Here is a 26,096-nt window from a genome sequence, read left to right as displayed (position 1 = left end):
GCCGGTGCCGGGGGTGAGCAGGTCGTCGTCACCGCCGGTGGGGTTGGCCGAGTCGAAGATCATGGCCGGGTTGTTGACCGGGTCGTTGGTGGTGACGGTGATGCCGAAGGCGGCGTACTCGTCGTCTACGACCGTGCCGGCTGCCAGGGCCTGCCCGCCAGCGTCGGTGTCGAAGTTAATGTCGTCACAGGTCTGAGCCGCCGCATTCGGCGCGAGCCCTGCCACGACGAGCCCGAAGGCTGCCAGGAGCGCCCAGCGGCGCAGGAAGGTAGAAGGTCGGTGCATCGGAGAACCAGGATGGATGGAGTATGCTGTGAGCCCCACACGGCCTCGCGGACGTGCAAGTGGCGGCTAATCTAGCTATTGAAGAATTAGTTGGTTCGACAGGTAGGCGAGCCGCAGGCGCACACGCCATGCGCCATAGGAGCAAAGAGGATGCGCCAGTAGGAGCATGGGCTGCTGTGCCCACCGAAAAGCATGGAACAATCCGCCCCTGGAGGCCTAGATTCAAGGGTCGCATTAGGCACATGGCTCAGACACATTCTGTCGCTAAACACCTGTCCCCTTCGCGTCCGAAGCCTGCCTTTCCGAAGTGAGACAGGACCCTCTGCACGCCCTGATCCTGTGCCCGAGGGATCGGCCGATCCCTACGGAGGTAAGACGCCACATGTCTCCTGCCACCTCCGCACGCACCTCCGCCCCCCCCGCCGACTCGGCGCGGATAGCCCTTCCGGTCGAGGGCATGGAGTGCGCGGCGTGCGCGGCGCGGATCGAGCGATGCCTCGGCAAGCAGGCCGGCGTGCAGTCGGCGAGCGTGAACTACGCCACCGGCGAGGCCGTGGTCGAGTACGCCCCCGGCGAGGTCGAGGTGGAGACGCTTGCGGCGGCGGTGGAGCAGGCCGGGTTCCGGGTCCGTCCGGACGCGCTTCGCGGCTCGGCAGAGGACGACGCGGCACCCGGCGGACGCGAGAGCCATTACCGCACACTGCGCCGCCGCACGGTCGCTGCCGCCGTGCTGTCGCTGCCGGTCGTGGTGCTCTCGATGGCGCACGGCGCGCTCGACTTCCCCGGGATGCGGTGGCTAATGCTGGCGCTAACTACACCGGTCGTGGTGTGGGCCGGAGCCGGGTTCTTCGCCGGGGCGTGGCGCTCGCTCCGGCACCGGGCGGCCGACATGAACACGCTCGTCGCGCTCGGCGTCGGGACGGCCTACGGAACCAGCGTGGTCGCCACGCTCGCGCCGGGACTGTGGTCGTCGGCGGGACAGAGGCCCGATGTCTACTTCGAGGCGGCGGCGGTGATCGTGACGCTGATCCTGCTCGGGCGGCTGCTGGAGGCGCGGGCGAAGGGGAAGACGGGCGCGGCCATCCCGCGGCTGATGAACCTCCAGCCTGAGACGGCCCGCGTCGTCCGCGGCGGACGCGAGACCGAAGTGCCCGTCGCCGAGGTCTGCGTCGGGGACCAGGTCGCGGTGCGGCCGGGCGAGCGCGTTCCGCTCGACGGCACCGTCATCGAAGGCGCGTCGGCCGTGGACGAGAGCATGCTGACGGGCGAGCCGCTGCCGGTCGAGAAGCGGCCCGGCGATGCCGTGACCGGGGCGACGGTCAACCGCACGGGCGCGTTTACGCTCCGTGTCAGCCGGACCGGCGCGGGCACGACGCTCGCCCAGATCGTCCGGCTCGTCCGTGAGGCGCAGGGCCGCAAGGCTCCGATCCAGCGCCTCGCCGATACCGTCTCGGGCGTCTTCGTGCCTGTCGTGTTTGCCATCGCCGTCCTCGCCTTCGCCGTGTGGATGGCCGTCGGCCCGGAGCCGCGCCTGACGTACGCGCTCCTGAGCTTCGTCAGCGTCCTCATCATCGCCTGCCCCTGCGCCCTCGGCCTCGCCACGCCAACCGCCATCGTCGTGGCGACCGGCCGCGCCGCCGAGCGTGGCATCCTGTTCAAGGGCGGCGATGCCGTCGAGCGCCTGCGCAGCGTGGAGGTCGTGCTCTTCGACAAGACGGGAACGCTTACCGAGGGCACCCCGCGCCTGACCGACGTGGTCTCGCTCGCCGGGTGGACCGACGCCGACCTCCTCGCGCTCGCAGCGTCAGCCGAAGCCCGGAGCGAGCACCCGATCGGCGAAGCCATCGTCGCCGAAGCCCAGGCACGAGGGCTCGCCCTGCCGACTGCCGAGGCGTTCCAGTCGCAGACCGGCCTCGGCGTCGAGGCGACGGTGGACGGGCGCGCCGTAGTGATCGGCAACCGAGCGTTTCTGGAGGAGCGAGGAATCGATCAGAGCACTCTGGACTCGGACGACGCCGACCTCGCTAGGTCGGGGAAGACGGTCGTCCGCGTTGCGCTCGACGGTGAGGCGGCGGGCGTCCTCGCTGTGGCCGACGCCATTCGGCCCGAGTCCGCCGCGGCGGTGAAGGCGCTCCGCACCCTCGGCCTGGAAGTCGTGATGGTGACGGGCGATGCCGAGGCATCGGCCCGCGCCGTCGCCGAGGCCGTCGGCATCGAGCGCGTCGAGGCGAACGTGCGGCCTGCTGACAAGGCCGAGGTCGTCCGCCGCTACCAGCGCGACGGCCGGGTCGTGGCCCATGTGGGCGACGGGATCAACGACGCGCCGGCGCTCGCGGCGGCCGACGTGGGCGTCGCCCTCGCCGCCGGCACCGACGTCGCCGTCGAGGCCAGCGACGTGACGCTGATGCACAGCGATCCCCGCGCCGTCGCCGAGGCGTTCCGCCTCTCGAAGCGGACGCTGCGGACGATCAAGCAAAACCTCTTCTTCGCCTTCGTTTACAACGTCCTCGGCATCCCCGTCGCGGCCGGCGTGCTGTACCCGGCCTTCGGCCTGCTCCTCTCGCCGGTCATCGCGTCGGCGGCGATGGCGCTCTCGTCGGTGTCGGTCGTCACCAACAGCCTCCGGCTCCGAAGCACTGCCTAGCTACTTCGCGCGCCGTGGAACGCCGAAGCCGGGATGCGAAGCAGCAGGTTCGGATCCGGGCAGAGCGAGGTCCAGACGCTGCGCTCCTCGGCCGTTCCGACGCCGGGGAAGTCGCCGCGCCGTCCGAGTAGGTCGGTGATGAGCTGGACGTGGAGATGGGGAGCCCAGCCGCCGTTTTCCTCCGGCGTGCCCAGCGCTCCGATGCGCTGCCCGGCTTCCACCGAATCGCCTTCGGCGAGACCTCGGAGCGAGGCCCGGCTGAGGTGACCGTAGAGCGTCCAGAACGGCGGGCATCCGTCGGGCCGGTGTTCGAGGATCACAGTTGGGCCGTAGTCGAGCGGAAGCGCGTTGTCGGCGAAGCTGTGGACAGTCCCGCCGAGCGGAGCGAAGACGGGCACCCCCGCAGGCTGGAACAGGTCGAGGCCCAGGTGGACCGTGCGCGCCTCGCCTGCCGTCTGGAACTGCGCGGCGGTGTAGACCCCCCGTACTTCGTCGTAGCGGCCGACCCCGACCTCGGCCGCCGCCTCGCGCATCCGCCGCTCGATCTCCTCCGACGCCAGCATCGGCCCCGAAAGCGCGTCGGCCGCCCACTCGGTGCTGCTCGTGCTGAAGTCGAACACCAGGACAGGTGCTGTGCTCGGGTCGGGGGTGACGATGGGCGCGCCCCGATTCTCTGCTAGCCACGCGGCGATGGCCAGCGTTTGAGGGCACGGCTCCAGGCCGCGCCCGTCGCGGAGGCGGTAGGCCGCGAGGGCGTCGCCGGGCACGGCCTAGTGCTCGGCGAAGACGGCCGCGCGCCCGTCGCGGGTGAACATCATCACCTGGTAGCGCTGCGCCGGTCGGCCCTCGACCTCCATCCCCGGCGAGCCGATCGGCATGCCCGGCACGGCGATGCCGATGGCCTCCGGCGGCCGCTCGGCGAGGAGCCGCCGCACGTCGCCGGCCGGCACATGGCCCTCGACCACGTAGTCGCCGACGATAGCCGTGTGGCAGGACGCGAGTTCGTCCGGCACGCCGAGGCGGGCGCGGGTGTCGGCCGTGCTGGAGACCTCGATGGTCTCGACCTCGAACCCGGACTCGACCATGTGGTCGGCCCAGAGGCCGCAGCAGCCGCAGGTCGGTGTTTTGTAGACCGTCACGGACGGAGTCTGGGCTTCGGACCGGCACCCGGAGAGGAAGACGAGGGCACCAAGCAGGAGGGGAAGGACGGGTCGCATAGTCTGGTCAGTTCGTGTAGCCGCGCAGGCGGTCATAGGCGGCAGTCTGGTTCGGCGTGAGCGCGTTCCGCATCGCGATGTGGGCGCTCAGGTGGACGGCCCGCAGCCGTCCTCGCGCTTCGCCGAGGTGGCTGGTGATACGCGCCACGTCTTCCGGGGTCGCCGCGCCGCCCGCGAAAAGAGCGTCAAGGTGGCGCTCCATCTCAACGATCTGAGCGCCCAGAGGCCGCGCCTCGGCCTGGACGCCGTCGAAGAGGCGCTGCGCCTCAGCGTGCTGCTCTGGAGAGAGGCCGAGGCTGTCGGCGAGCTCGAGGACGTGGAGCGGGCCGGGATAGCGGTTGAGTTCCGCCGCCATCGCTAGCCCGAGGCCGCGCCCTTCGAGCAGCCCTGTCGTTTCCTGGCTGGAGAGCGCTTTGATGGCCCGGTCTGCGTCATCGGCGTAGGCCGCATAGTGGCGCTGGTGATCGTGCTGAGCCGTCGCCGGGAGTGCAGCGAGGAATAGCAGAAAAAGGAGAGGCCGCATGCCGAGATTGGGAAGGAAAATGGGGTACGGACACCTTGCTGGAAGAAGGAGGCGGGCCTGAGTTCGTCTCTGCAAAACACCTCCTGCAGTGCAAACGAACAGGCCGGCACGAAGATTCGGACTGTCGACTCCGCCGTCCGCTGCTGATGCGGGGATCCCTCTCCCGCCCATCGGTGTAGCCTCTCCGGTGCCGCCGGGCAGAACGCTCCGGCCGGCACAAAACCACCTCCCATACTCCAGCGACTGCATGACGGGTACTTCGACGCCTCCCTCCGTTTGGACAACCCGAGACGCGGCCTCTGACCTCGCGCGCGTCCTGCGCCAAGCGCTCAGACAGGACGCGCTCGGTGCGGAGCCGGCCGCCGTTTTTCACGACCTCGGTGCGCTGCGGGCCAAAGTCCAACGCCTGCAGCACCTTTTTCCCGCCGGCACCCTGCACGCAGTCGCGATCAAGGCCAACCCGCTGATCGAGGTGCTCCGCGAGATCGCGGATCTCGGTGCCGGCCTCGAGGCGGCGTCGAGGGAAGAGGTGCACTGCGCGCTCGCAGCCGGCTGCCTGCCGGAGCGTATCGTCTACAACTCGCCCGCCAAGCGCACCGAGGACCTCGCCGAGGCCCTCCGTCTCGGCCTCCAGATCAACGCCGACACGTTCGAAGAGCTGGCCCGCATCGACGACCTGCTCGGCTCGGTGGAGACGGCGAGCACGGTCTGCCTGCGCGTCAACCCTCTCGTCGGTAGCGGAACGATCGCCATCACAAGCGTCGCTAACCGGACCTCGAAGTTCGGCGTGTTCCTAGACAACGACGCACCCATCGTCGAGGCGTTTCGGCGCTACTCGTGGCTGAGCGGGCTCCACCTCCACGTCGGGAGCCAGGGCTGCGAGGTGGCGATGCTGGTCGAGGCCGCGCGCGTGATCCTCGACCTGAGGGCGCGCATCCACACGGCGCTCGGCCGCACCCAGATCACGACGCTCAACATGGGCGGCGGCCTGCCCTGGGCGTACCGGGAAGAGGCCACGCCGCCATCGCCGGAGCACTACGTCGCGATGCTGAGAGAGGACTGCCCCGAGTTGTTCGACGGTGACCTCCGCCTCGTCACCGAGTTTGGGCGCTCCGTGCAGGCCGGCTGCGGCTGGGCCGCGAGCCGCGTCGAGTACGTCAAGGAGGACCGCGACCCGCGCATGGCCGTGATCCACCTGGGGGCGGATTTTCTCATGCGCACAGCCTACCACCCCGACGACTGGCCCCACCGGCTCTCGGTGCTGACCCCAGGGGGCGAGGTCAAAACCGGCGACCTCGTGCCGCAAACGATTGCCGGCCCGCTCTGCTTCTCGGGCGACATCATCGCGCGCGGACGGATGCTGCCTCGGATCGAACCGGGCGACTGGGTGCTGGTCCACGATGCGGGAGCCTACACGCTCGGCATGTGGTCGCGCCACTGCAGCCGGGGCTTGCCGCTCGTGCTGGGCTACGACGACGCAGGAACCGCCTTCAAGACGCTCCGCCGCCGGGAGACGCCCGACGACGTCGTCGCCTTCTGGAGCGTGTGACAGCCTCAGCAGGACGAGGAGACGTGTCAGGGTGCGACTGCAAAGGCGCGAGCGAGGTGCAACCAGCGCTCGGCGGTGACCAGGCACCCGAGGACGTGGGCGTTGTTGCGCGCGCCATCTACATGCTCTTGCACAAAACGCTCGGCTCCCTGCCGCCCGAGCAGCGTCACCGAGAGGCTGTCGGGCCGCGTCGTCTCAGCCCGGATCGGGGCGGAGAGCGGTCCGGCGAACATGTCGGCTTGGGCCTGTTCGTGTCCCTTCCGGCCAGCCTCGTCCCTCGGCGTGCTGAGACGCGAACTGATGCTGCGCGTCACGGCCTGGAGACGCCGGTCTACGCGCGCCAGTGGCGGGACATCCTCCAGCGGCAGCAGCCGCTCGTGGTTGATGCGAACCCAGTAGGCCCAGGGCATGGTTTGGTGGATCAGCGCTTTGTGGACGTGCGCGTAGCGGCTGATCGGAGCCGGAAGCTCGAACCCCAAGCGCAGCATTCGTCGATCTTTGAACGGGGTCCAGAACGCTGTCGGCGTCCAGGTGAACCGGTCCTTGAGAGCGTCCCAGACAGAGAAGTACTCGTGGGCCGCGTAGAGGTCGAGGATGTCGTATCCGTCCGTAGAGAAGCTCGCGTAGTGCCCGACAGTCTCTGCGATCCGGTCTTCCAGCTTCGCTCTGACTTCGGGGTCCGCCAGCGCGAGCCGCCGCTGGAAGTTTTTCGCCCGAACCTTCTCGATGGCTCCCTCCAGGCCGATCGGCGTGTCGGTTGACGTGTAGTAGATACCGCGGTAGATGCCACCGGTACCGCCCCACGAGAGCGCCTTCGTGCGCTCCTCGTAGACGTTGCCTACCTGGGGAGCTCGCTTGGCGTTGGTATCCCCGTTCATCGAGAAGGCGAACAAGTCGACAGTCTTCATGAAGCCGTCGGGCGAGGGCACCTGGGGCTTGGTAAGCTGGAACTCGATCTCGTAGTGCTCCGCGAGCCTCCGGGCCGTGCGGACGTCCGGGCTGTGCCGGTAGCCTGTCGTCTGCACGAACGTACGGTCCCGGTCGAGAGACGGCAAGATCGCCCCCATCGCGGCCCGGCTGTCGACGCCGGCAGTGAGCTGGATGCCGGTCTGCGGCCATTGCCGGGCGAAGGCGCGTGCGCCCTCGCGGGCTACCTCGGCCATAGCGTCGAGGTGCTCCTGCAACCGCTTGGTGTCTCCCGGGTCGATTCGCCGGTCCGAGACGAGCAGTGGCGCGGCCTCGCGGGTCAGCCTACCTTCGTGCCAGTGAACCCGCTCGTCGGGCCGGCTGGTGGCTACCCCCCGCAGCAGGCTCCGGCCGCCCAGGGACCAGCCAGCCATCGCCATGCTGGCCATCGAAACGATGTCCACCGACAGCCCGACGAGATCCGAACTGAGCAAGACCACGTCGTGCGGCGTGGCCAGCACAAAATCGTTCGTAGCGACGTAGCGGAGTGCTCGCCCCCCAATGCAGTCGGTCAGCAGGCTGACCTGGCCGGCGCGTCGGTCCACGAGCACCGCCCCAAAGGAGCCGTCGAGTTCAGAAGCGGACTCGGTGCCGGCTTCTGCGATGCGGCGGGCGGCCTGGCCAGCCGGCACGCCTGTGAGGTCGCCAAACACGAGCGCCGCGTGGTTTTCCCCGATGTGGTGGTTGAGGACCGGGAGGCCGGTCGCCCCGCGTGGCTCGACGCAGCACCAGCCGGCGTTTGCGCCGTCGAGGAAGGTCGTGGTAGCCTGGAGCGCAACGCCCGCATCGGGCATAGCGCGGATAATGCGCTCACCAACACGGTCTAGGAACGCTGCTAGTGGACCGTCCGGCCGTCCGAAGAAGAACAGGAACGTCTCCACTGACGGTACGGCTTGAAGGGATGAGGGTAGACAGCGTCGGGGCCACTGCGAAGGCCGAGGCTCGTCCAGCATCCACGCGTGCGGAATGCCGCGGGAAGCAGGCGGCAGGGCGAGAGAGGCGAGACGGTGAAAGATAGGGGTCGGTGGCAGGACACTTTAACGTAACACAGTTAGCCCACGAGGTGCCTATGGAAAGAACTGGTAGCGAAGAAGCAACCGAACAGGCTCTCCGGCATCTCGATGACTTCGCCGTGGTCGGCGGCCTGACAGAGCGCTTTGAGGCCCAGGGTTCCTGACTCAAAGAGGGCGCGTGACAGGGAGAGGTGGTCCCCACCGGCAAGCCTCTTCGCAGGCATCACGCCCCGCGCAGCCGGTCCCTGCGTTCGGAAGTGATGACGAGAAGCGCAGGCTGCGGCACAGCCCAGGGTTTGCTATCTTTGCCGACCGTCCTGCACCGTGAGGCCCACAAATCCCGGAGCAGCTTCTCGCATAACGCCTTTCGGCGACACTTCTCCGACAACTATGCCCCCCTCATCCCATGTGGTCCCGACCTTCTCTGTCATCGGCGCGATGAAGGGGGGAACATCGAGCCTGCATCGTTACCTCTTCATGCATCCAGAGGTTACGATGACAAAGAGGAAAGAATGCAACTTCTTTATCCCTGTTAAGAAGGGGAACTACGACAAGGGCTTCGACTGGTACCGCGAGCTGTTCGAGACGGAGGCAATGGCCTACGGGGACGTGTCGCCCGAGTACAGCAAGCGCCACCGCTACGGCGACGACACCCCCCGCCTGCTCCACGAGGCCAATCCGGATGTCCGGCTCATCTACATTCTTAGGGACCCCATTGCTCGCTTCGTGTCGGGCTACATCCACAACATGTCGAAGGGATGGATACGCCGTCCTTTCGATGAGTTTGTTCGAAGTGAGCAGGCGAAGCCGCACCTGCTCACAAGTTGTTACCACTATCAACTCGAACCGTACCTCCACCACTTCTCGCTCGACCAGTTTCTGTTTCCGACCTCAGAGAGCCTGAAGCAGAGCACGAGCGCTGTGTTGCAGGAGATCTTCCGGTTCATCGGCGTGCCGCCCTTCGAATCCGAGAAGTTCGAGCAGCGCTACCACGTCAGCGCAGGGAAGACGCGTCCGTCGGTGCTGGAAGAGCGGGTAGAGAGTCCGCGGGTACGGCGCCTGCTGGCCCCGCTGCTGCCGGACAGCGTCGCCGCCCGCCGGCTCATTGAGCGCCCCGAGGTCTCGGACGCCGACCGCACGGTTCTCGCAGAACGCCTCGGTCCCGAAGTGGAAAAGCTGCGAGCGTTGACGGGTCTGCCGTTCGCCGAGTGGTCGCTGTAGGCTCTGTCCGGAAAATCCAGCTCAGCCCTGCACAGCAGCTCGCCGCTGGCGGTCGAACTGCCGCTGCTGGGGGGTCCCGGCGGGAATGTCGTAGGGCGAGGCCGGGAGGCGCACGCGCCGGATCACCGGGTAGTCCTCGCGGAAGACAAACGGGTTCGGATCACCCACAATGTCGTGCCCGATCACGAGCACGACCGTGCCCTGCTCGTGGACCGTCGCACCGGCCGACGAGATGTCGGTGCCGCCGGTCTTCTCCCAGGTGTCGGTCCAGGCGTAGAGCCAGCGGGCGTCAGGGTCGGAGAGGCGGACGCAGCCGTGCGAGGCGGGGCCGCCCATCGGAAGGGCATATTGGTGGAGGTGGATGCCGCGCGCTTCGTGGATGTTCATCACCCAGTACATCTCCCACAACTCGGCATCGGGGGCCGACGAGCCGTAGCCGGGGCTGAGCGTCGAGACGCGGTAGTCCTGCTTCCAGTTGACGTTGAAGCGGCCGCTCGGCGTGCGGGCGCTCTCGGTGCCGGTGTTGATGATGCCCCAGCGCTTGAGACGGCCCCACTCGTAGGCTCCGAAGGCCTGGATGCTCTTGTCGAGCACGACGAGCTTCTCGATGTCGCGGGCTCCGGGGTAGGCGCGCGGGTAGGGCGAGTAGGCGCGGAAGTCGAGCGTGAGGTCGGTCGGGACGACGAGGGTGTCGCCGGGGCGGAGGTTCTCGAGGTCGTTGCGGTTGAGGAGCTGGAGGAGCCCCTTGTTCTCCTCGCCGTAGCGGCGGTAGAGTCTCAGGCGCGCCTCCAGGCGCGAGTCGTCCTCGATGGCGTGGTAGTCGTAGTAGACGACCGGCACTGCGTCCAGGCTGCCGCTGCGGCGTTCGATGACTTCGGTAATGACGTTCTGGCGAAAGTGGGCGGTCTCCTGCGCCCGCGCGAGCGGGGCCGCGAGCGTCAGGACGAGCAGAGCGAGAAGGGTTCGCATCGGAGAGGAGCGGCAGGTGGAGGGACGGAAGATACCGGAGGGTTCACGGTTCGGCGTGCCTGCGACGCGGGCGGGCTTCGCTGCCGCCTTCGCGCCGAAGCCGTTCGATCATGTCGTGGTCACCGAGGACGATAAGGATGTCTCCTGCCTCCATCGTCGCGGTCGCGCTGGGGTTAAACCGCCACTCGTTTGCGTCCTCGTTCAGAAAGGCGATTACGACCGCGTTGAAGCGGTTGCGGAAGTCGCTCTCGGCCAGCGAGCGGCCGTCGAGCAGCGAGCCGGCCCCGACGCGGACCTCCTCCATGCGCAGGTCGAGCGCATCGACGTGGAGCACCTTCTCCATGAACTGGTCCACATGGGGGCGCAGGATGACCTGGGCCATCCGGTCGGCCCCGATCTCGTACGGCGAGATCACCTTGTCGACGCCGGAGCGGAGGAGCTTGCGGGTGTTGCGGTGCTCGTTCGTCCGGGCGAGCGCGAACACATCGGGCCGCAGCTCTTTGGCGGTGAGGGTGACGAAGACGTTCGCGCTGTCCTCGGGCAGGGTCAGGACGAGTCCCTGCGCCCGCTCGATGCCGGCCGCGCGCAGCGTCGCCTCCTCCTCGGCGTTGCCCTCGACGTGTGGAACCCCCTCGGCTTCGAGCACCGCGACGCGCTCCAGGTCACGCTCGATCACGACGAGGTCGCGCCCAGCCTCGGCGAGGCTGGCAGCGATGCGGCGGCCGAGGCGGCCGTAGCCGCAGACCACGTAGTGACCCTCAAGACGGTCGATTTTGCGCTGCATGACGCGGTGCCTGAGATGTCGGGAGAGGACGAGCACCTGAACCGATCGCGTCGCCACGAACGCGACGATCCCGATGCCGAAGATAGAGAGTATGATCGTGAAGACTTTGCCCGCGCCGGAGAGCGGGTGGACTTCTGCGAATCCAATCGTGGTCAGGGTGATGAAGGTCATGTACAGGCCGTCGAGCGCGCTCATCCCCTCGATGAGCTCGTACCCGGCCGTCCCGATGATGACGAGCAGGAGCAGAGCGAGGTTGGCGACGAAGATCTCCCGCTTCGGCCCGTCCATCTGGGCCACGCGGGCAGCGATGCGTTCGACGAAGCCGGGGGACACGTCAGACGGGGTGGGCGAGGCGAAACACGCGGGCGTGCCACGCGGCATGGGCCGGCCGCTCCAGCCCGCCGCTGCGCAGGTTCTCGACGGTGTCTACGGTCGTGACGAAGACGAGGGTGTCGGCTGTGACGGCCCCGGCGCGGACCTGGTCCCGGAATGCGGCCCGAGGCAGCGCCTGCACGGCACCGCTGGCGTCTCGGTAGACGACCTGGAGCCCGCCGATCCAGTCTATCCCGAGGGCCTGGCCGGCGGCTTCGGCGGCGTGCGTCATGCTGTCGATCCCGCACCCCGAGACCCCGCCCTGGAGGTGAGCCGCCACGACGAGAAAGCGGTCGTGCAGCACGGTGGCCTCGCCCGGCACGGGCCGTCCATGCGAGCCCCACTGCGCGGTGAACTGTCGCATGGCACCGAGCAGCCGGTCCTGCTCGTCGGGGCTGAGCGAGCGGTCGGCGGTGAACACCCACACGCGGGCGTCGGGGGGAAGGTCAGGAAACAGCATGGACGGCGAGGCAGACGGACGACGCGTCGTAAATCCCACTCGTGCCGGGAAGTTTCGAGCGTCTACCAGGCCACGAGGCGGTACCGGACGCCGACCTCGGCGAACGAGAGCAGGTCGCTGCTGCGCTGGCCGCCCAGGCGTCCTCGCCTGTCGATGTGGTCTACGGCGTTGCCGGGCAAGATGAGCGCGGCGCTGAAGCCCGCAAACGCCGCAAGCTGCGGGGCCACCTGCACGTCGAGCCCGAGGCCGCCTCGCGGACCGAAGCCGGCGCGCACCGTGTCGTTGATCCGGCTGACCGCGCCGCTCACGCCAAACTCGACGTAGGGTACGACGCGGCCTCGGAGCGGGTAGAACGCCCGGCCCTGGAGCGCGACCAGGTGCACCCACCGGCTGGAGGTTTCCGGGTCGATCTGCGGCCCGACCTCGCCGAAGCGGTCGGCCGAGCGCAGGGTCAGAAGCGGGGGAATGTGGTGGAGCCGGTAGCTGACGCTGGCCCCGAGCGTCCTGCCTGCGCGGAGGTCGACCCCGAGGCTGAGCGAGACGCCGCTGTTCTGGACGACGTCGCCAAGCCACGAGGTGCCGCTGGCACCGCGCTCGCCGCCGTAGCTCCCGGCCCCGAGCGTCGCGTGGGCGTAGAGGGCGCGGGGTGCCGCCTGCTGCCGCGCTGGCACCTCGCCGGGCGCTGCGGCGGGCAGCGTCTCGCGCGTGGTGACGGCCTGCTCACGTTCGATGCGGAGCGGCGCTTTGATCGACTCGACGAGGGCCACGTAGTCCGGCGGGTCGAGCACCGGGTCCGGCTCGTAGCCGAACGAGCGGCTCAGCAGCAGGGTCACGATCCGCTCGGCCTCGAAGCGCTTCTCCTGCCGGAGGTAGACGAGCGCCAGGAGGCGGTGGACCTGCACCGCCGTGGCCTCGTCCACGTCGGGTCGCGTGACGCACTCCTGCAGCAGGGTCTCCGAGACCGCGAAGTCCTGGTCCACGTAGTACGCCTGGGCCGCAGCGAGCGAGGCCGTGCACGGAGCCTGAGCGAGGGCGGGGGTGGCGAGCGCGAGCCCTAGACTCGCTAGAAAAACGACAGGCCAGACGTTCAAGCGACTACCTCCTCTGCAATCCAGTGGCTGGGGGATGGCTGCAGGCGGAGCAGGCCGTGATCAGATGTCTTCCTTTCGAGGAAAAAGCGGCGGCGGACTAGCGGGGGCTCAGGTTGGCGGTCAGCGACGCCGGCTGGTCCGGCGTCACCTCGACGGTGCGCTCCCACGCCCCGAGGGCAGGGTGCTCGACCCGGACCCGGTGCGTGCCGACCGGCAGCGCCACCTCGTAGCGGAGGTCGGTGTCGCGCGCGTGCAGGGTGCCATTGATGTAGATCGATCCCCACGGGTGGACGATGACGCTCAGTGAGCCGGTCTGCGGCACCACCTCGACCGGTGTCATCGCGGCCTGCACCGTGTTGCGCTGGCCCGCTGCGACGTCCACCTGGATCGACTGCGTCTCGTAGTCGGCGAGCGCGAGCCCTACGGTGTGGCTGCCGGGGGCGAGTCCGCTCAGGCTGACCGGCGTCGTGCCGACGCTGCGGCCGCCGAGCGTCACGGACGCCCCGGACGGGCGGGACGTTACGCTGAGCGATCCCGTCCGGGCTGGAACGGGCGCGGTCGTCGGTGCACCGGCCTGGGACTGCCGGGCCGGCGGCGAGGTGCGGGGCGGCTGCGCGGCTGGAGCGACCGGCTCGGGCAGCGGCGCGCCGGCCAGGCCGGGCTCGGCGAGGTCGAGATCGGTGAGACCGTCGGGCGTCAGCGTTACGGCCAGTCGGGTCCGCTGTCCGGGTTCGAGGTAGACGAGCGAGTCGACGGGCAGGTGGCCGTTTTTCCAGATCGAGAGGACGTACCACTGCGAGGCTAGACGGTCACGGCGCACCGGCGTCTCGCCCGCCCGCTGCCCGTCGATCATGACGCGCGCCCCCGCGGGGTAGGTCTCGATCTCCAGCACGGCCGAGCCGGTCCGGCTCTCGGTGATGGCAGCCGCACTCTCCCGGACGGTTTGCTCCTGCTCGTGGATGAGCGCCCCGATGGTCTCGGCCGTGAGTTCTTCTTCCGGCTCGGCGCTGGAGGAGAAGAACAGGAAGCCACCCGCGCCCAGGAGAACTGCGAGAAGGAAGCCGAACAGCAGCGGCGGCGGGATGCGGGCCGAGAAGGGCAGCGGCGGAGGCTGAGCCTGCATCGCGCTTGGCGGCGCGTAGTTCGGCCCACCCATTGGCTCGAAAGAACCGGCTGGGATGCGCCGCTTGGGGCTGACCGAGTGTTCGGGGGGTGTCATCGGGCGGGGCGGGGGTCAGTCTCGCCTAGAAGCTCTGGCTCTGGGTCTGCTGCTGGCCGGTGGTCGGGGTGGGGCAGCGGGGGAGTAGAAACTACAGACGGGGTGCGCAGCATGCGGCGGGCCGTTCTTGGAACTCGCGCAAAACCTCTAGCACGCACAGCATATACGCCTCACCACAGAGCAAATTGCCTGCCAGTCCACTAGGAGACGTGCGCCGCGTCAACGTGCGGAGGCGTCCTCGCCGCTTAATCGCGCGGGAAGGCTCCCTTGACGACGGAGACCGCCTGGGCCGTCACCTCGGCTCGGTACGAGACCGGCGTCTCGCCCGGGAGGGTCAGCGTCACGACGTAGAACCCGGGACGAAGCCCGCTCAGCGAGAGGGGCGCGCGCCCGTGTGGGACGCCGTCGATGAGCACCTCGGCACCTACCGGCTTGGACGATACGGAGAGCGACCCGGTGTGGCTCACGCGCTGCAGGTCCTCGGGGCTCGCGCTTGCGAAAGAGGGCCGCGGCGACGGCTTGGGGGCCGGGCGTCGGGGAGCGGCTCCACCGCCGGCAGGTGTCCCCGGCTGGTCGATGCTCGTGCGGGGCCTGTCGGGTGCCGGTACCGGCTCCGCGGGCAGCGCGTCCGTGGATGCTGCGACGAGGTCCGGGGTGGCAGAAGCGGCCTCCTGCCGTCGCGGAGTCATCGCCACGTCGAGCGCGAACACGGAGCCGCTGGCGAGGTAGAGAGCCGTGTCGAGCGGAGCATGGCCCGGTAGGCGCAGCGTCACGTCGTAGAAATCCGGCCCGAGGTGGTCGAGTTCGAGCGGTGTCAGGCCCGCGTAGCGACCGTCGATCCGCACCTCGGCCCCGAGCGGCTCCGTCGTGAGGCGCAGCGTCGAGGGCTGGGCAGGCGTCGTCCACCGGTCGGTGGAGGAAGGCGAGGTCGGGTCGGCGGCCGCGTGGACGAGCGCCTGCACCTCGGCCTCGGTCAGTTCCTCGCTCTCCTTCTCGGGAAGCAGCAGCAGCCCGAGCCCGAGCCCGAGCGCCGCGACGAGGAGGCCGATGAACGCGAGCGGGTGGATGCCGGACCGCAGCGGCTTCGGCGGTGCAGACGGTGGTGGTGCCGTCCGCGGTGGCGGGGGCATGGGACGGGCACGCGAGGCAGAATCGGGAAGTCGCTCACTCATGGGAGGGGAACGGATTCGCCTCTATGCGGAGGCCAAAGGTAGCGAAGACGCTACAGGATGCATGTGCAATACTTGTGCCTTCGTTGTGACGGTACCGCACGCGGAGCAGCGATGAGCCCGTGAGTCAGGTAGAGAGACGAAACCGATCAGGCGGAAAGGCCGCGCGCGCCCTCTCAGGCGGCCTCGGTGTGCTGTTCCTGGCCCAGAAAGGCGAGGGCGTGCTCCACGAGGCCGTCTGGCCCGATGCCGACTTCGTCGTGCAGTTCGCGCTGCGAGCCGTGCTCAACGAAGTGGTCCGGGAGCCCGAGGCGGAGCACGTCGGCCGGGGTCTCGGCGTGCTCGGCCATCCATTCGAGGACGGCGGTGCCCGCCCCGCCGACCGTGACGCCGTCCTCTACGGTAATCACCTTGTCGAACCTGGCGAACACCTCGGCGAGGAGGGCGTGGTCGAGCGGCTTGCAGAAGCGGAGGTCGTAGTGGGCCGCATCGACGCCGTGGGCGCGCAGGCGCTCGCGGGCCTCGTGGACGTACTGCCCGATCGCGCCGTAGCTCAGGAAGGCGATGTCGGTGCCGTCGGCCACCCTGCGCCCTGTGCCGATCTCGATAGCTTCAAAGTCCGGGCGGAGCGTCATGCCCGTGGCTGCCCCACGCGGGTAACGGATGGCGAACGGCCCGTCGTCGTAGGCGGCGGCGGTGAACATCAGGTCGCGGAGGTCCTGCTCGTCGAGCGGGGCGGCGCAGACGATGTTCGGGATACAGCGGAGGTAGGGGATGTCGAGCGCGCCGTGGTGCGTCGGCCCGTCGGCTCCGGCGACGCCCGCGCGGTCCATGCAGAAGACCACCGGCAGGTCCTGGAGCGCCACGTCGTGGACGACGCCGTCGTAGGCGCGCTGGAGGAACGTCGAGTAGATCGCCACGAACGGCTTGAGGCCCTGCGTGGCGAGCCCGGCGGCGAAGACGACGCCGTGCATCTCAGCGATCCCGACGTCGAACGCCCGGTCCGGCATCTCGGCGATCATGTACTTCAGGCTCGTCCCGCTCGGCATCGCTGCCGTGATGCCGACGATGCGCTCGTCGGCCTCGGCGAGCTCGATCACGGCGCGCCCGAAGACGTCCTGCCACTTGGGCGGCTTCGTGCCATTGGACGTCGCCACGGCGAGACTCTTGCCGGTGACCTTGTCGAAGGGCGAGCCGGAGGCGTGCCACTTGACCTGGTCGGCCTCGGCTGGGGCAAAGCCCTTGCCCTTCGTCGTGAGCGTGTGGAGGAGGATCGGGCCCTTGAGGTCCTTCAGGTTCTGGAGCCGGTCCACGACCGCGTTCACGTCGTGCCCGTCGACCGGCCCAAAGTAGCGGAAGCCGAGTGCCTCGAAGAGCATCCCCGGCGTGAGGGTCGCCTTGAGGCCGTTCTCGACGCGCGCCGCGATCTTCTGGAGCGTCCCGCCGCCGACGCCGCGGAGCTTCTCGAAGAACTGCCACACGTCGTCGCGGAGCTCGTTCCACGCCTTCCCGCTGGCGACCTGGGCGAGGTACTCGTTGAGCGCGCCCACGTTGGGGTCGATGCTCATCCGGTTGTCGTTCAGGATCACGAGGAGATCGCTCCCCGCGGTGCCGGCGTTGTTGAGGCCCTCGAAGGCGAGGCCGCCCGTCATCGCCCCGTCGCCGATGATGGCGACGACCTTCTCGCCCGTGCCCTTGATGTCGCGCGCCTTCGCCATGCCGAGCGCGGCCGAGATCGAGGTGCTGGCGTGGGCTACGCCGAAGGTGTCGTAGACGCTCTCGGAGCGCTTCGGGAAGCCGGAGAGGCCGCCGTACTTCCGCTGCGTGGGGAAGCTGTCGCGCCGGCCGGTGAGGACCTTGTGCCCGTAGGCCTGGTGCCCGACGTCCCACACGAGCTGGTCCTGCGGGGTGTCGAACACGTAGTGCGCCGCGACGGTCATCTCGACCACGCCGAGCGAGGCGCCGAAGTGCCCCCCGTGCACGGCTACGACGTCGATGATGTAGTCCCGGAGTTCGTCGCACACCTGGGGGAGCTGGTCCTCCGGCAGCGCCCGCAAGTCCGCCGGGCTGTCGATCTGGGCGAGGAGCGTGCCGGGCTTGAACATCACATCGGCGGAGGGCATCAGCAAAGCAGAGGGTGAGAGGGGAGAGCGTCGGGAGCGGGCACCGCCCGGGAAATATACTGGCAGGCAGGTCGGGCGTGGACGCAGCGGCCTGGAGCGGGTTTCAATATAAACTGAAAGGCGAGCAGGAGTGTGGGAGGAGTGGGAGGAGTGGGAGGAGTGGGAGGAGTGGAAAGAAAAGCCGAGAAAGCTACTGGGACCTTCGCGCCTGGCACCAACGCCCGTTCTTCCCGTTCGCCCCACTCCTCCCATTCCGCGCCGCGGGCGCACTTTCCACAGGCTCTCTGCATCCTGCCGGGGCCGGCGCGCATAGAAGCGCTCGCCCTCACCCACTCGCCCTGGCCATGTCCCGCTCGCCCTCCGACCCCGTCCGCGTTCTCTTCGTCTGCCTCGGCAACATCTGCCGCAGCCCGCTCGCCGAGGGCTACTTCCGGCACCTCGTCCAGGACGAAGGACTCGCCGACCGCTTCGAGATCGACTCCGCCGGCACGGGGCCCTGGCACGCCGGGGATCCGCCGGACGCGCGGATGCGCTCGACGGCCCGGCGGCGCGGGATCAGCCTCGAAGACCTCCGCGGGCGCCAGCTCGAACGCCGCGACCTCCAGAGCTTCGACCATGTCTTCGTGATGGACAAGTCGAACCTCCACGACACGCTCGCGCTCGACCCGTCGGGCGACCACGGGACGCGCGTGCGCCTCTTCCGCGAGTTCGACCCCGAGCCGGGCGACTACCAGGTGCCGGACCCCTACACCGGCGGGCAGGCTGGGTTCGAGCGCGTCTACGACATCGTCGAGCGCACGAGCCGGGCGCTCCTCGACCGGTTCCGGGAGATCTACGACCTCGACGAGCAGACTGCGTGACGCTCCCCGAGTCCGTCACCGCCGGCCTCCGCGCGCACGTCGGCGCGGTGCAGCACGCCGTCTCCGTCGGCGGCGGATGCATCGCCAACGCGACGCGCATCGACACGGAGCAGGGCCGCTTTTTTCTGAAGTGGAGCGGAGGCGACGCCGGGCTGACCTTCGAGGCTGAGGCGGCGGGGCTACGGGCGCTGCGCGCTGCCGACTCGCCGCTTGTCATCCCCGAGGTCATCGCCGCCCAGAACGCCGGCGGCCCGGAGCCGGGGTTCCTGCTGATGGACTGGGTCGAGCCAGGCGCGAAGGGCGACGGGTTCTGGCAGCGCTTTGGCGAGGGGCTGGCCGTGCTGCACCGGCACGCGGCGAAGGACCGCCGCTACGGGTTCGAGGTCGACAACTTCATCGGACGGATCGAGCAGGCTAACGCGTGGGCGGAGCGCTGGCCCGACTTCTTCCGCTCGCAGCGGCTGGAGCCGCAGATCGCCCTCGCCCGCAAGACCGGCCGCTGGCGCACAGCGTGGGACGAGCCGGCCGGCCGGCTCCTCGACCGGCTGGATGACCTGCTGCCTGCCTCGCCGCCCGCCTCGGTCCTCCACGGCGACCTGTGGAGCGGCAACGTCCTCGCCGCTGCAGACGGCTGCGCCGCGCTCATCGACCCGGCAACCTACGTCGGTCACCGCGAAGCGGACCTCGCGATGACGGAACTCTTCGGCGGGTTCGGCCGGCGGTTCTACGACGCCTGCCGCGCTGCGTGGCCGCTGGAGCCGGGCTACCCCGAGCGGCGCGAGGTCTACAACCTGTACCACCTCGTCAACCACCTCAACCACTTCGGCGCTGGCTACGCCGCAGGCGTCGAGGGCACACTGCGCCGGTTCGGCTGACAGGACTTAGCTGACCAGCAGCTCCGCGACGGCGTCGGTGTCGGCGAGGTCGTCCAGCAGGGCGTCCGGCTCGTGCTCGGCGAGGGCGTCGCGGTCGAAGCGGCCGGTGGCGACGGCGACGGCGCGGGCTCCGTAGGCCCGGGCGCACGCGATGTCGCGCGGCGTGTCCCCGATTACGATCACCTCGCCGGCCTCGAACGAGCGGTCGCCGTGGGCGTGGGCGCGCTCCACGGCAATCGCCGGCAGCGCGTTGCGGTCCTCGGCGTCGCTCCCGAAGGCCCCGAACGGGAAGTGGGTCTCGCCGAGCCCGATGGCCCCGACCTTGAGGTAGGCCATCTCGCTGAGATTACCGGTCAGCAGCGCCAGTTGCACCCGGTCGTCGGCATGGAGGCGCTCGACGAGCGCGGCCGCGCCTTCGAGTTCGTCCGTGCCGTCCGGGTCGAAGAGGCGGTGCATCGTCTGCCGGAACGACTCGACGACCTCGGCGAAGCGGCCGTTGGTCCAGGCGGCGTCCACGCCGTTCTGGGTCAGCACCTCGCGCAGGATCTGCGGGTCCGTCTTGCCGGAGAACGAGATGCCGTCGGCCGAGATCGGCTGGCCGGTGAGCTCGGCGAGGGCGGACTCGACGGCCCCGCGGCCTGCGCCGTTCGTGGTCAGGAGCGTGCCGTCGATGTCGAACAGGAGGAGGTTCATCGGGAATCGTATTGGGTGGCGTAGTAGGCGCGGTAGGAGGCGTCGGCGACGGCGTCCAGCCATGCCGGGTGGGTGAGGTACCAGTCGACCGTCGCGCGCAGCCCTGACTCGAACGAGTGGGCCGGCTGCCAGTTCAGCGTCTGCTCCGTTTTCGACGGGTCGATGGCGTAGCGCCAGTCGTGGCCCGGCCGGTCGGTGACGAAGGTGATCAGGCCGCGCGCCGTGCCTGGGGCGCGTCCAAGGTGGGCGTCCACGAGGTCGGCCAGCGTTTCGACGACCTCGAGGTTGCGCCGCTCGGCCCGCCCGCCGACGGCGTAGGTCTCGCCCGGCGTGCCGGCGCGCAGCACGAGGTCCAGGGCGTCGACGTGGTCGGCGACGTGGAGCCAGTCGCGCGTGTTCTGGCCCTCGCCGTAGACCGGGAGCGGAGCGCCCGCCGCCGCGTTGCGGATCACGAGCGGGACGAGCTTCTCCGGGAATTGGAACGGGCCGTAGTTGTTCGAGCAGTTCGAGACCGTGACCGGCAGGCCGTAGGTGTGGTGGTAGGCCCGCGCGAGGTGGTCGCTCCCGGCCTTCGAGGCGGAGTAGGGGCTGCGCGGGTCGTAGGGCGTCGCCTCGTCGAAGGCACCGGTGTCGCCGAGCGTTCCGAAGACTTCGTCGGTCGAGACGTGGTGGAAGCGCACGTCGTCCCGTATCCCCGCCGGCGTGCTCCACGCCTGCCGCGCCGCCTCCAGCAGCGTCGCCGTCCCGACGACGTTCGTGCGGACGAACGCGAGCGGATCGAGGATCGAGCGGTCGACGTGGCTCTCGGCGGCGAAGTGGACGACCGTGTCGAAGTCGTGCTCGGCGAAGAGGCGCTGGACGAGGTCGGCGTCGGCGACGTCCCCGCGCACGAACGCGTAGCCCGGGGCGCCCTCGACGGCGCGCAGGTTGAGCAGGTTGCCGGCGTAGGTCAGCAGGTCGAGGTTGACGAAGCGCACCTCGGGACAGCGCGGGACGAGGGCGAGCAGGAAGTTGGACCCGATGAACCCGGCCCCGCCGGTGACGAGGACGGACCGTGGCTGGTGCATGCGAGCGGCGGGAGGTTCAGAGAAGGGCAAACTACGCCCGCCGCTCAGAACCGGTAGCCTAGCGAGACAGTCCAGCGGTCTATCTCCGCGAGGTCACCCCGGAAGACAGCCTGCGCGGTAAGACCTGAGCGGAAGGTCATCACCGCTCCGGCATAGAGCCGCCCGTCCGACGAGAATTGCTCGGTCGTGCGCTCAAGCGTTTCCTCGAATATGTTGGATAGGTCGGGTTCGTCGCCGAGCGGGATCGGGCTGCTCTCCGTTTCTGTCCGGTTGTACGCGTAGGCGTAGGTCCCGCCGCCAAAAGCCTCGAGTCGCTTCGACACGTTGAAGCGGACGAAGAGCGGCAGGTGCAGCGCCAGCGTGGTTGCATCGGTTTCCTGCCGCGAGGGAAGTGGGGAGGGACTGAAGCCGCTGATGGCTACGGCCTCCGTATGTGCGAACGTACCGACCGGGTTGACGGCCGCGAGTACGGTTACCCCCCGACGCTTGCGGGCGAAGACGTAGCCCAATGACACCTCCGTCGCACGAGTCGCTAGATCCGTTTCCTCGCCTCCGCCCACTTCGGTGCCGTTCATAGTCTCGGTGATCACACCGTCTTCGTCGCGGCGGGTAAAGAAGGAGGTGGCACTGCGGAAGTCAGCCTCGACGCTGCCGCTACCGAAGGTGCCGGCGACCGTCCCGAAGAGGTAGTCTTCCTGATCCCGACCCGTTCGCAGCGCTCCGACCAGTTCGAAGTCTACTGCGCTCGGGCTGCCCTCGACGCTAGTCCGGTTCTCGACATTCGTCCTGGAGATGAAAACCACGCGCCTCCCGTCCTCGAAGTCTTCCTCGGTGGTCTCATCGCGGTTGTCCGTAACGTCGCTCACGAGGTCATCGGCACGTCCCTGGTAGGAGACCGAGGCCGCCAGGTCCCACGTCCGGCCGGCAAACGCGACCTCGGCACCGACGCCGTACCCGTCGAGTCGGAAGTCTCGCCTGAGGCGTTCTTCGTCGAATCGCACATCCGTGACTTCCGAGAAGGACGTGGTTTGCCGAAGGGTTCTCTCGACGTCTCGCGTCTCGACTAGCTCGCTCGACGTGTGGCGATAGCCACCGAACAACCCGAAGGCCACCCCCCCGAAGTCCGTACGGCTGACGAATAGCAGGCGCGCTCGTGTGCTCGTCAGCACCGACTCAGCCTCGTTGGAGAACTGGGTCACTTCTTCTCGAGTGAGGTCGGAATCGAGCATCTCGAATGTAGTGGTCTGCGTCCGTTCATTGCCGTCGAGCGCTACACCATTCTCGACGGCGATGAGCCAGCGCCGGTCACGAGAGCCGAAAAGACCAGCGAACGAGACCGGATACTCAGGCGATCCGTCCGCGCGGAGTGTGCCATAGACGAAGCGCTGCCTGGCGCGCGCGGCCCGGGCTGGGTTGACGAAGAGGGCAGCGGGATCGCCTAGCCCGAGGTGAAAGATCGCAGGCACCTCCTCGGTCAAAGCCAGCGGCGCACGGTTCGGGCGAATGGGGTCGGAGACGGAGGAGACCTCGGACTGAGCGAAGGCGGAGGCCGGGAGGAGGAGGGCGAGCGTGAGCCAGCGGAATGCGTGCATGGAGACAGGTGATGTGGGTAGACAGAGGTGAGCAACCTACGAGTCGCGCAGTCAGGCGACGGAGTAACACGGCGTGAATCCGCCTCCAGCCGCGCCGCGCCGCTGTCACCCGGCGGGCGTAGCTTCCAGCCCCTTCGACTGACTGCCCCTGACTGCCCACGATGTCCGAGCTCGACCTCTTCTCGCCCCGCCCCGACATTCCGTTCGACGACGCCGAGCCGGACGCTGCCGAACCGGACGGCGGCGACGCCCGCGAGACCCTCTTCCTCGCCGACGCGATGGCGCTCGCCTACCGCGCCTTCTTCTCGATGAAGAACGCCTCGCTGACGGCCCCCGACGGCACCGACACGCGGACGCTCTACGGCTTCGCCGGGGCGCTCCTCAAGCTCCTCGAAGAGCACCAGCCCGAACACATCGCCGTCGTCTTCGACACGATCGGCGGGCCCCCGACCTTCCGCGACACGCTCTACGAAGACTACAAGGCGCACCGCCCGCCGATGCCGGACGAGATCAAGAGCAACATCCCGCTCATCAAGCGGCTCGTCGAGGCCTTCGACATCCCCGTGCTCGAAGCCGCGGGCGTCGAGGCCGACGACGTGATCGGGACGCTTGCCAAGCGCGCCGAGGCGGAGGACGTGGACGCGGTGATTTTCTCGGCCGACAAGGACTTCCGTCAGCTCCTCTCGGACCGCGTCTCGATGCTCCGCCCGCCGTATCAGGGCGAGGCGTTCAGCCGCGAGACCCCCGAGACGTTCGCCCAGAAATACGGCGGCCTCGCCCCGGCCCAGTTCATCGACCTGCTCGCGCTCATCGGGGACACGGCGGACAACGTCCCCGGCGTCCCCGGCGTCGGCGAGAAGACGGCCGTTGCGCTGGTCCAGGAGTACGGCACCGTCGAGACGATCATCGAGCACGCGGCCGACCTCAAGGGCAAGCGCGCCCGCGAAGGCATGACGAACCACGCCGACGACGCCCGCCTCTCGAAGCAGCTCGTCACGATCCGCACCGACGTCCCTCTTGCTGCCCCCGACGGCTCGCCGCTCGACTGGCACACGCTCCGCCGCACCGACCCCGACCTGGGCGCACTCGAGGCGCTCTTCGACGAGGTCGGCTTTGGGTCGCGGCTCCGCAACCGGGCCAAAGACTACGCCGAGGGCCGCGTCCGCCAGCGCTCCAGCGGCGGCCCCCGCAAAGCGAGGCTGCTCCCCGAGAACGACCCCGCGCTCGAGTTTGATTTCGGGCCCTACGAGCCGGTCGTCGCCCTCGACGAGGACGCCGTCGACTACCAGACCGTCTGGGAGCAGGGCGACCTCGGCCTCGCCGAGGACGCCGTCCGCGGCGCCGAGCGCCTCAGCTTCGACACCGAGACGACCTCGACCGACCCGATGCACGCCGAGCTCGTCGGCGTCTCGCTCGCGCAGCGCGAGAAGGCCGCGGTCTACGTCCCGACCCCGCTCCCCGACGGCACCGCCACGCCCAAGACCCTCGACGCGCTCCGCCCGGCGCTAGAGAACGCCGACCTCCCCAAAGTCGGGCACAACGTCAAGTACGACCTCGTCGTGATGCGGCGCCACGGCGTGGCCGTCGGCGGGCCGGTCTTCGACACGATGATCGCCCACTACCTCCTCAACCCCGAGGCCAGCCACAAGCTCGACGACGTGGCGAGCTTCCACCTCAACTACCGCCCGCAGCCGATTTCAGACCTCATCGGGACCGGCAAGAACGCGCTCACGATGCGCGACGTGCCGGTCGAGGACGTGGGGCCCTACGCCTGCGAGGACGCCGACATCGCGCTCCGCCTCGTGGCGGTGCTCTCCGAGGAGCTGAAGAAGATGGACGACGGCGCAGGGCGGCTCCTCCAAATCGCCGAGGAGATCGAGTTCCCGCTCGTCCCGGTCCTCGCCGAGATGGAGATGGCCGGCGTCAAGGTCGACGAGGGCGTCCTCGCCGACATCCGCGCCCAACTCGACGCGCAGCTCGCCGAGCTCGAGGCGCAGGTCTACGCCGAGGCCGGGCGCACGTTTGGAATCGGCTCCACGAAGCAGCTCGGCGAGGTCCTCTTCAACGACCCGCCCTCTAGCGAGGAGAAGGCGGCGTACGAGCAGTGGGTGCAGGATGTGAAAGACAACGAGGCCGGCACCGTCGCCGGCGACCCTGACGCCAAGCCGAAGACCAAAAAGCAGCTCGCCGAAGAAGCCCCGACGTTCGGGCTTGGCCTCCAGCCGCTCGGCAAGACCAAGACGGGCAAGCCGAAGACCGACGAGAAGGTGCTCGCCGAACTCGCGCAGGAGCACCCGCTCCCGGCCTTCGTGCTCGACTGGCGCAAGGTCTCGAAGCTCAAGTCGACCTACGTCGACAAGCTCCCCGAACTAATCCACCCCGACACCGGCCGCGTCCACACCGACTTCAACCAGGCCGTCACCGCGACCGGCCGGCTCTCGTCGTCGAACCCCAACCTCCAGAACATCCCGGTCCGCACCGACCTCGGCAAGGAGATCCGCCGCGCGTTCGTCGTCGAGCCGGGGCATGTGCTGATGGCGGCGGACTACGCGCAGATCGAGCTCCGGATCATCGCCTCGATGTCGGGCGACCCCGACCTCGTGGAGGCGTTCCGGCAGGAGCAGGACATCCACACCGCGACGGCGGCCCGCGTCTTCGAGGTGGCCTACGGCGACGTGACGCGGGCGCAGCGCGACCGGGTCAAGCAGGTCAACTACGGCATCCCGTATGGCATCTCCGCCTTCGGGCTTGCCCAGCGCCTCCGCATCGGCAACAGCGAGGCGCAGCAATTGATCAATGAGTACAAAGCTGCCTTCCCCCGGGTCGCTTCTTTTGCGGACGAACTGATTGAAAGAGCGAGGTCTCAGAAGGCGGAGTTGGCGCACATGCATCATTATGCAGAGACATTGACCGGCCGACGGCGGTACTACCTGCAGATGAACAGTCGCAACCCCAACGACCGCGCCTTCGCCGAGCGCACGGCGGTCAACATGCCGATCCAGGGGACGCAGGCCGACATGATCAAGATCGCCATGATCCGCATCCACGAGCGCCTCGCCGCCGAGGGGCTGGCCTCGCGGATGATCCTCCAGGTCCACGACGAGCTCGTCTTCGAGGTCGCCGACGACGAGCGCGACCGGATGGCGGCCCTCGTCCGCGAGGCGATGACGGGCGCGCTCCCGCTGGACGTGCCGGTCGTCGTCGACGTAGGCTTCGGAAGCAACTGGCTCGACGCGCACTAGTCCTCCGGCAAGCTGAGACTGACGGGCCCCCTCCGCTGTCATCCCGGACCCCGATCCGGGATCTAAAGCGTGGCTCCGAGATCCTGAACCGAGTTCGGGATGACAAGCCCGTCAGGGTGAGCCTGTAGCAGCACGAGACGCAGGTGGAACCTCTCGCGGGCG

Annotated in this window: 21 protein-coding genes; 6 read left to right on the top strand and 15 right to left on the bottom strand. The window is 68.8% G+C overall.

What is annotated here, in order from left to right:
* Positions 1 to 285 (bottom strand): hypothetical protein (locus tag AAGI91_08295; protein MEM1042614.1); only part of this gene is annotated, 285 nt, incomplete at its 3' end.
* Between the two features lie 382 nt (positions 286 to 667).
* On the opposite strand from AAGI91_08295, the gene AAGI91_08290 reads away from it, so the two are divergent.
* A complete protein-coding gene (locus AAGI91_08290; GenBank protein MEM1042613.1) occupies positions 668 to 2,929 on the top strand; it encodes a heavy metal translocating P-type ATPase in 2,262 nt (753 codons plus the stop codon).
* Here the strand turns inward: AAGI91_08290 and AAGI91_08285 are convergent.
* Genes AAGI91_08285 through AAGI91_08275 form a run of 3 tightly spaced genes read right to left on the bottom strand, consistent with a single transcriptional unit; the run spans position 2,926 to position 4,669 of the window.
* Positions 2,926 to 3,696, bottom strand: coding sequence for a peptidoglycan DD-metalloendopeptidase family protein (locus tag AAGI91_08285; protein MEM1042612.1), 771 nt, complete (start codon positions 3,694 to 3,696; stop codon positions 2,926 to 2,928). The two genes, AAGI91_08290 and AAGI91_08285, sit on opposite strands and share 4 nt — an antisense overlap.
* Positions 3,697 to 3,699: 3 nt before the next feature.
* A complete protein-coding gene (locus AAGI91_08280; protein MEM1042611.1) occupies positions 3,700 to 4,146 on the bottom strand; it encodes a DUF411 domain-containing protein in 447 nt (148 codons plus the stop codon).
* Positions 4,147 to 4,153: 7 nt separating this feature from the next.
* Positions 4,154 to 4,669 carry a periplasmic heavy metal sensor gene (locus AAGI91_08275; GenBank protein MEM1042610.1) on the bottom strand — a complete coding sequence of 172 codons (516 nt, stop codon included), beginning with the start codon at positions 4,667 to 4,669 and terminating at the stop codon, positions 4,154 to 4,156.
* A gap of 247 nt (positions 4,670 to 4,916) precedes the next feature.
* On the opposite strand from AAGI91_08275, the gene AAGI91_08270 reads away from it, so the two are divergent.
* Positions 4,917 to 6,218, top strand: a complete 1,302-nt coding sequence (locus AAGI91_08270) for a diaminopimelate decarboxylase (protein ID MEM1042609.1) — start codon at positions 4,917 to 4,919, stop codon at positions 6,216 to 6,218.
* Positions 6,219 to 6,244: 26 nt separating this feature from the next.
* Here the strand turns inward: AAGI91_08270 and AAGI91_08265 are convergent, their stop codons facing one another.
* Positions 6,245 to 8,065: a hypothetical protein gene (locus AAGI91_08265; GenBank protein ID MEM1042608.1), complete on the bottom strand. Its 1,821-nt coding sequence runs from the start codon at positions 8,063 to 8,065 to the stop codon at positions 6,245 to 6,247.
* A 540-nt stretch (positions 8,066 to 8,605) separates the two neighbouring features.
* Here AAGI91_08265 and AAGI91_08260 point away from each other — a divergent pair.
* Complete coding sequence (locus AAGI91_08260) at positions 8,606 to 9,418, top strand: sulfotransferase domain-containing protein (protein ID MEM1042607.1); 813 nt, start codon at positions 8,606 to 8,608, stop codon at positions 9,416 to 9,418.
* Positions 9,419 to 9,439: 21 nt separating this feature from the next.
* Here AAGI91_08260 and AAGI91_08255 read toward each other — a convergent pair whose 3' ends face one another.
* The 7 genes from AAGI91_08255 to dxs all read right to left on the bottom strand — a co-directional run bounded on the left by AAGI91_08255 (position 9,440) and on the right by dxs (position 17,605).
* Positions 9,440 to 10,387 (bottom strand): L,D-transpeptidase, encoded by a 948-nt coding sequence (locus tag AAGI91_08255; GenBank protein ID MEM1042606.1) that lies wholly within the window; start codon positions 10,385 to 10,387, stop codon positions 9,440 to 9,442.
* 43 nt (positions 10,388 to 10,430) lie between these two features.
* Positions 10,431 to 11,504: a potassium channel protein gene (locus AAGI91_08250; protein ID MEM1042605.1), complete on the bottom strand. Its 1,074-nt coding sequence runs from the start codon at positions 11,502 to 11,504 to the stop codon at positions 10,431 to 10,433.
* Position 11,505: 1 nt separating this feature from the next.
* Positions 11,506 to 12,003 (bottom strand): hypothetical protein, encoded by a 498-nt coding sequence (locus AAGI91_08245; GenBank protein ID MEM1042604.1) that lies wholly within the window; start codon positions 12,001 to 12,003, stop codon positions 11,506 to 11,508.
* 62 nt (positions 12,004 to 12,065) lie between these two features.
* The gene (locus AAGI91_08240; GenBank protein ID MEM1042603.1) at positions 12,066 to 13,094 is read right to left on the bottom strand and encodes a hypothetical protein; all 1,029 of its coding nucleotides are present in this window, start codon (positions 13,092 to 13,094) and stop codon (positions 12,066 to 12,068) included.
* Between the two features lie 97 nt (positions 13,095 to 13,191).
* Positions 13,192 to 14,313, bottom strand: a complete 1,122-nt coding sequence (locus tag AAGI91_08235; GenBank protein ID MEM1042602.1) for a PEGA domain-containing protein — start codon at positions 14,311 to 14,313, stop codon at positions 13,192 to 13,194.
* Between the two features lie 245 nt (positions 14,314 to 14,558).
* Positions 14,559 to 15,443, bottom strand: coding sequence for a PEGA domain-containing protein (locus AAGI91_08230; GenBank protein ID MEM1042601.1), 885 nt, complete (start codon positions 15,441 to 15,443; stop codon positions 14,559 to 14,561).
* A gap of 215 nt (positions 15,444 to 15,658) precedes the next feature.
* Entirely contained in the window at positions 15,659 to 17,605 is a 1,947-nt protein-coding gene (gene dxs / locus AAGI91_08225) for a 1-deoxy-D-xylulose-5-phosphate synthase (protein MEM1042600.1), read from the bottom strand.
* Positions 17,606 to 17,949: 344 nt separating this feature from the next.
* Between dxs and AAGI91_08220 the strand changes: the two genes are divergently transcribed.
* Positions 17,950 to 18,465: a low molecular weight protein-tyrosine-phosphatase gene (locus tag AAGI91_08220; GenBank protein MEM1042599.1), complete on the top strand. Its 516-nt coding sequence runs from the start codon at positions 17,950 to 17,952 to the stop codon at positions 18,463 to 18,465.
* The gene (locus tag AAGI91_08215) at positions 18,462 to 19,340 is read left to right on the top strand and encodes a fructosamine kinase family protein (protein MEM1042598.1); all 879 of its coding nucleotides are present in this window, start codon (positions 18,462 to 18,464) and stop codon (positions 19,338 to 19,340) included. Before AAGI91_08220 ends, AAGI91_08215 begins: the two co-directional genes overlap by 4 nt.
* A gap of 6 nt (positions 19,341 to 19,346) precedes the next feature.
* Here the strand turns inward: AAGI91_08215 and AAGI91_08210 are convergent, their stop codons facing one another.
* Genes AAGI91_08210 through AAGI91_08200 form a run of 3 tightly spaced genes read right to left on the bottom strand, consistent with a single transcriptional unit; the run spans position 19,347 to position 22,692 of the window.
* Positions 19,347 to 20,033, bottom strand: coding sequence for an HAD hydrolase-like protein (locus tag AAGI91_08210; GenBank protein ID MEM1042597.1), 687 nt, complete (start codon positions 20,031 to 20,033; stop codon positions 19,347 to 19,349).
* Complete coding sequence (gene rfbB / locus AAGI91_08205; GenBank protein MEM1042596.1) at positions 20,030 to 21,100, bottom strand: dTDP-glucose 4,6-dehydratase; 1,071 nt, start codon at positions 21,098 to 21,100, stop codon at positions 20,030 to 20,032. The genes AAGI91_08210 and rfbB overlap by 4 nt, the downstream gene beginning before the upstream one ends.
* A 44-nt stretch (positions 21,101 to 21,144) precedes the next feature.
* Complete coding sequence (locus AAGI91_08200) at positions 21,145 to 22,692, bottom strand: hypothetical protein (GenBank protein ID MEM1042595.1); 1,548 nt, start codon at positions 22,690 to 22,692, stop codon at positions 21,145 to 21,147.
* Positions 22,693 to 22,853: 161 nt separating this feature from the next.
* Here AAGI91_08200 and AAGI91_08195 point away from each other — a divergent pair, with 161 nt between their 5' ends.
* Positions 22,854 to 25,934: a DNA polymerase I gene (locus AAGI91_08195; protein MEM1042594.1), complete on the top strand. Its 3,081-nt coding sequence runs from the start codon at positions 22,854 to 22,856 to the stop codon at positions 25,932 to 25,934.
* The last annotated feature ends 162 nt before the right edge of the window (positions 25,935 to 26,096 follow it).

It is taken from the genome of Bacteroidota bacterium (assembly GCA_038746285.1).
Taxonomy (GTDB): domain Bacteria; phylum Bacteroidota; class Rhodothermia; order Rhodothermales; family JANQRZ01; genus JANQRZ01.
This window is presented reverse-complemented; position numbering and strand designations above follow the sequence as displayed.

What these genes read in the sequence shown, in the direction of transcription:
- AAGI91_08290 (MEM1042613.1), top strand. Translation starts at nt 668, where the DNA reads ATGTCTCCTGCCACCTCCGCACGCACCTCCGCCCCCCCCGCCGACTCG.
- AAGI91_08280 (MEM1042611.1), bottom strand. Translation starts at nt 4,146, where the DNA reads ATGCGACCCGTCCTTCCCCTCCTGCTTGGTGCCCTCGTCTTCCTCTCC.
- AAGI91_08275 (MEM1042610.1), bottom strand. Translation starts at nt 4,669, where the DNA reads ATGCGGCCTCTCCTTTTTCTGCTATTCCTCGCTGCACTCCCGGCGACG.
- AAGI91_08270 (MEM1042609.1), top strand. Translation starts at nt 4,917, where the DNA reads ATGACGGGTACTTCGACGCCTCCCTCCGTTTGGACAACCCGAGACGCG.
- AAGI91_08255 (MEM1042606.1), bottom strand. Translation starts at nt 10,387, where the DNA reads ATGCGAACCCTTCTCGCTCTGCTCGTCCTGACGCTCGCGGCCCCGCTC.
- AAGI91_08245 (MEM1042604.1), bottom strand. Translation starts at nt 12,003, where the DNA reads ATGCTGTTTCCTGACCTTCCCCCCGACGCCCGCGTGTGGGTGTTCACC.
- AAGI91_08235 (MEM1042602.1), bottom strand. Translation starts at nt 14,313, where the DNA reads ATGACACCCCCCGAACACTCGGTCAGCCCCAAGCGGCGCATCCCAGCC.
- AAGI91_08230 (MEM1042601.1), bottom strand. Translation starts at nt 15,443, where the DNA reads ATGCCCCCGCCACCGCGGACGGCACCACCACCGTCTGCACCGCCGAAG.
- dxs (MEM1042600.1), bottom strand. Translation starts at nt 17,605, where the DNA reads ATGCCCTCCGCCGATGTGATGTTCAAGCCCGGCACGCTCCTCGCCCAG.
- AAGI91_08220 (MEM1042599.1), top strand. Translation starts at nt 17,950, where the DNA reads ATGTCCCGCTCGCCCTCCGACCCCGTCCGCGTTCTCTTCGTCTGCCTC.
- AAGI91_08210 (MEM1042597.1), bottom strand. Translation starts at nt 20,033, where the DNA reads ATGAACCTCCTCCTGTTCGACATCGACGGCACGCTCCTGACCACGAAC.
- rfbB (MEM1042596.1), bottom strand. Translation starts at nt 21,100, where the DNA reads ATGCACCAGCCACGGTCCGTCCTCGTCACCGGCGGGGCCGGGTTCATC.
- AAGI91_08200 (MEM1042595.1), bottom strand. Translation starts at nt 22,692, where the DNA reads ATGCACGCATTCCGCTGGCTCACGCTCGCCCTCCTCCTCCCGGCCTCC.
- AAGI91_08195 (MEM1042594.1), top strand. Translation starts at nt 22,854, where the DNA reads ATGTCCGAGCTCGACCTCTTCTCGCCCCGCCCCGACATTCCGTTCGAC.